We start from the raw sequence: 3,885 nt of genomic DNA on the forward strand, positions 1-3,885 counted from the left end.
ACGTCGAAACATATATACCTCCAAAATCTCTAAAAAGTATTATGTATAGTATATCAAATAATAAAGACAACCCCAAAACGCCAATACATCTCATGAATCGTTAGCGCAAAAAAGACTATTACCCCAAATCTACGAATATATACCGTATTGGTTTAAAGTAATAGTCTTTATATGAGTTAAACTCAAACTTACGCTTAACTGTTGTTTAGTCTTAACTTTTGCTTAGATTTAAATTTTCCTTAGTTTTAAATTTTACCTTGCTCTTTCATTTCTGCTAAGAGCTTTACGATACGAGGGCCACAGCCTTTACCACCGCAAGCGCCTGTACCGGCACGTGTTGCCTCTTTTACTTCAGGAAATGTATGAGCACCATTCAAAATGGCTTCCTTAATCGTTTTACGTGTAATGCTACGGCATGTACACACCTTTGTAAGCTTGTCCAGAATCGCCTCTGGCACTTGGTTTTCTTCAAAATCCATATGTATTCCTCTTCTATTCACTTGAATATCTTTATACTAACTTATACACAGTATCAATATACTTATGGTATTACATACTACATTATATATAGTATATAGCACTACTTTATGTTCAGTAATTAATACTGCTTTATCTACGATATACTAAAATACTAATATATCGAAAAATTACGATTTCTACATTCAGTATATCATATTATGAAAACTATATCGATAGTTTTTAATATAAATATATCGATACCAATTATTTTAAAGCAAGCCCTATCAAAATATAGTTACACGACTAGTAGCAATAATCATAATGCAGTTAAAATCTACTAGAAAGAAAATCCAGCACTAAAAGAGCGCACCATAAGGCACATATACTAGAAAAGAAATCAACATAAGGAAGATATATTAGAAAAAGCCTCTACCATAAAGGAATTTCCTATACGGTAGAGGCTTTTAGTATAGCCATTAGCATATACAGTTATAGAAGCAGCTTTCACCAAATATATTTATAAAATTGTCCCAATGATGGCAAAGAAGATTTTGAAAATCGTTTGTTGCAATGGACGAATAATCATAGAAATAATTGGTGTATTAATAAGGATGATAAAGAAAATTAAATTGACCATCCCTAATTGATAGTATTTAATCTGCCATTCCACAGGTAGCCATGGCAATATGATATTGAACCCAGGTAATGGAGGGAACGGAATTAAACAGAATAGAGAGATACCAATGCTATACAGGATGATATATTGCAAAACCATATCAAGACCTTGAGTGGTAATAAGGTTTAGATTACCTAGTAATACGTATATAAAGGTAAATATAAAGCCTGCAATTAAACCTGCCACAGGTCCAGAAAAGGCAAGCAACGTCATATCTCTGCGAGGATCTTTAAAGTAAGATGGGTTAATAGCCATCCCCTTTGGCCAACCAAAGCCAACAAGAATAATACAGAGGGTGCCGATTAAATCAAGATGTGCGAAGGGAGACAGTGTAAGTCGTCCTGCCATGCGTGGTGTAGGGTCTCCCAACCACGTTGCCACCTTGGCCTCTGCATAGCCATAGATAGAGAAAATAATGATAATAGCCGGAACACTGGCTAATATCTGGATTGGATTAAAGTCAAACATAGAACTCCTTTATGAGTTACATAATATATTTATAGATTACATAACATATTCAAAATTACACGAAACATTTAATATGTTACATAGTCCTTTATTGTTTAGCTTCCCATGCAGTGTAGCCATCTTGAATGCAACGAAGGGCATTCAATGTACGAGGGTAACCGATGTACGGTACGCATTGGGAGGCGATGTTAATCAAATATTGTTTGCTGTTGCCTACGTTCAAGTTGCCTTCTACGTGAGCCTTCATCTGAGGTTCACAGCCACCTTGAGCTGCCAAGAAGCAGAAGGTAATCATTTCACGATGAGCCACACTCAAGCCTTTACGAGTGTAGTAGTCGCCAAACATATTAGCAAGCCACTTATTGATGTGGCGTGTCTCTTCAGGACCTTCTTGGTAAGAATTACGGATAGACTCACCAAAGATTTCAACTTGCTTTTCAACGCCCTTTTCAAGGCGAGATTCACTAGTGATTGTACTGCGAGACGGATCCACAACAGTTTCCCCACGATAGTCAAAAATCTTATTTGTTACCTTAAAGAATGGGCGTACACGACCGATGCCAAGATAAGGTACCGCTTGATAAAGGAGCTCTATTACTTCATCGGGAATCAAGCCAAAGTTAAGTGCTGCCGGTAACATCAACGCATATTCATCAACAGCAGATACACCTACAAGCGTGGCAAGGATAGCCAAGAAACGATCCTTGGCAGGCACATTGCGCCCCTCTTCGGTAATAACTTCATCAAATGCAAAATTATCAAACAATACTTCAAACTCAGGGTCGATATAACCTGCAGGGGCTGCAATATCAGGGAACATTCGCTCCGTGTAGGCTTGAGCAAATTCAGATTTAGACATAGGAAACCTCCATAAACAACACTGGTGAAAGCTCAAAGGAGCTTTCACCAGCAATAGTTATGTAATTATTACGGCTTGCGCCATCAAATTATAAAGCTGGGAAAGAGAAATCAGTGCCGTATACTTCTTTCCAAGCAGCCAAGAACATGTTGTATTCATTAGAACCAGGAGTGATTTGGTACGCTTGACCATCTGGAGAGAAACGATATACAGTATGCAAGCTTGGGTGAACAATGTATTTAAACAATGTAGCTTCACCATATTGGTTGTTATGCATGTTCACTACATTGATACCGAATACGTAGTTACGGCTACTATCAATACCACTGAATTGGGATGCTTTATCAAAGAAATATGTTTCAGAACCATTAGCACTATTTGGAACCTCTGGGTAGTTAGCTAAACCATTCCAGTTTGCTGCGTTAGCAACACCACCAACTAATAATGTACCGGCTAATACAAATGCGCCTAATAAATTTTTATTCATAATGCTCTCCTTTTGCCTTAACGGCATCTCACGAACAGGTCATACTCTCACATGACCTCAGTACAATACGTTATATGTATAGTATATCACATTTTATGAAAATATTAGATATATTAAATTAGAGAATGATGCATATGAGATCTTACTAAATTACACTACATTAGCGCTTAAGCTTCTCTGCTGTTCTAGCATTAGCGTTATCGATTGCGTCTAACAATTTGTTAAGCAACATGCGCAATTGACGCGTTTCTTCTACATCGAAAATCGGACCTGCAGATTCAGACAAGCGGCGCGGTACATGAACAGCTTCGTCACGTAATGCTTTACCAGTATCAGTAAGGGTTACCATAACGACACGTTCATCTTGACGACTACGCTTACGCTTTAAGAATGCTTTAGCTTCTAATTTCTTTAAAAGTGGTGTTAATGTACCAGAATCAAGGCGCAATACTTGACCTAGTTCTTTAACGGACAAATCACCATATTGCCACAATGCCATCATTACAATGTATTGAGTATATGTCAAATTTAACGGATCTAAGTGACTGCGATATGCATTAACAATTTCCTTCGCCACTACATAAAGTGGGAAGCTCAATTGGTTGTCTAATTTCATGTACTCTGCATCAGGTACATCTTCTTTATGTTTGTAACCTTCCAGTACGCCAATTTCTGCCATATTCTACCTCCATATGCACACAATTATCTACTAATTAATTGTACACAATTTTCCGGTAAGCAGTCAACGTTAATTCCCTACTTTGGACAGATATTTTTAAATTTGTCAATTAATTAATATTTTTTTTCTTATTCGTTAATAATTGCCAATTTCTATAGAGTTCATGACCGAAAATCTTACCATAAAACTGTGAACCTAGTTATAATTTTTTTTAATATTAGAAGATTAGATTATATTTATCTTAAAAATTCTTCCAA

Annotated in this window: 5 protein-coding genes; all 5 read right to left on the reverse strand. The window is 36.7% G+C overall.

Annotated features, from left to right (window positions below):
- Positions 1-245: 245 nt before the first annotated feature.
- The gene (locus tag QZ548_RS08345; protein WP_024047871.1) at positions 246-479 is read right to left on the reverse strand and encodes a (2Fe-2S)-binding protein; all 234 of its coding nucleotides are present in this window, start codon (positions 477-479) and stop codon (positions 246-248) included.
- 497 nt (positions 480-976) lie between these two features.
- Positions 977-1,603 (reverse strand): site-2 protease family protein, encoded by a 627-nt coding sequence (locus QZ548_RS08350; RefSeq protein WP_295869660.1) that lies wholly within the window; start codon positions 1,601-1,603, stop codon positions 977-979.
- A gap of 88 nt (positions 1,604-1,691) precedes the next feature.
- Positions 1,692-2,462 (reverse strand): carboxymuconolactone decarboxylase family protein, encoded by a 771-nt coding sequence (locus tag QZ548_RS08355; protein ID WP_295869663.1) that lies wholly within the window; start codon positions 2,460-2,462, stop codon positions 1,692-1,694.
- A gap of 88 nt (positions 2,463-2,550) precedes the next feature.
- Positions 2,551-2,949 carry a hypothetical protein gene (locus QZ548_RS08360; protein ID WP_105089942.1) on the reverse strand — a complete coding sequence of 133 codons (399 nt, stop codon included), beginning with the start codon at positions 2,947-2,949 and terminating at the stop codon, positions 2,551-2,553.
- A 160-nt stretch (positions 2,950-3,109) separates the two neighbouring features.
- The gene (locus QZ548_RS08365; RefSeq protein ID WP_295230882.1) at positions 3,110-3,628 is read right to left on the reverse strand and encodes a MarR family winged helix-turn-helix transcriptional regulator; all 519 of its coding nucleotides are present in this window, start codon (positions 3,626-3,628) and stop codon (positions 3,110-3,112) included.
- Positions 3,629-3,885 lie beyond the last annotated feature (257 nt).

Source organism: uncultured Veillonella sp., from assembly GCF_915069625.1.
GTDB lineage: Bacteria > Bacillota > Negativicutes > Veillonellales > Veillonellaceae > Veillonella.

Coding starts and splice junctions, on each gene's coding strand:
- QZ548_RS08345 (WP_024047871.1), bottom strand. CDS start 479: ATGGATTTTGAAGAAAACCAAGTGCCAGAGGCGATTCTGGACAAGCTT.
- QZ548_RS08350 (WP_295869660.1), bottom strand. CDS start 1,603: ATGTTTGACTTTAATCCAATCCAGATATTAGCCAGTGTTCCGGCTATT.
- QZ548_RS08355 (WP_295869663.1), bottom strand. CDS start 2,462: ATGTCTAAATCTGAATTTGCTCAAGCCTACACGGAGCGAATGTTCCCT.
- QZ548_RS08360 (WP_105089942.1), bottom strand. CDS start 2,949: ATGAATAAAAATTTATTAGGCGCATTTGTATTAGCCGGTACATTATTA.
- QZ548_RS08365 (WP_295230882.1), bottom strand. CDS start 3,628: ATGGCAGAAATTGGCGTACTGGAAGGTTACAAACATAAAGAAGATGTA.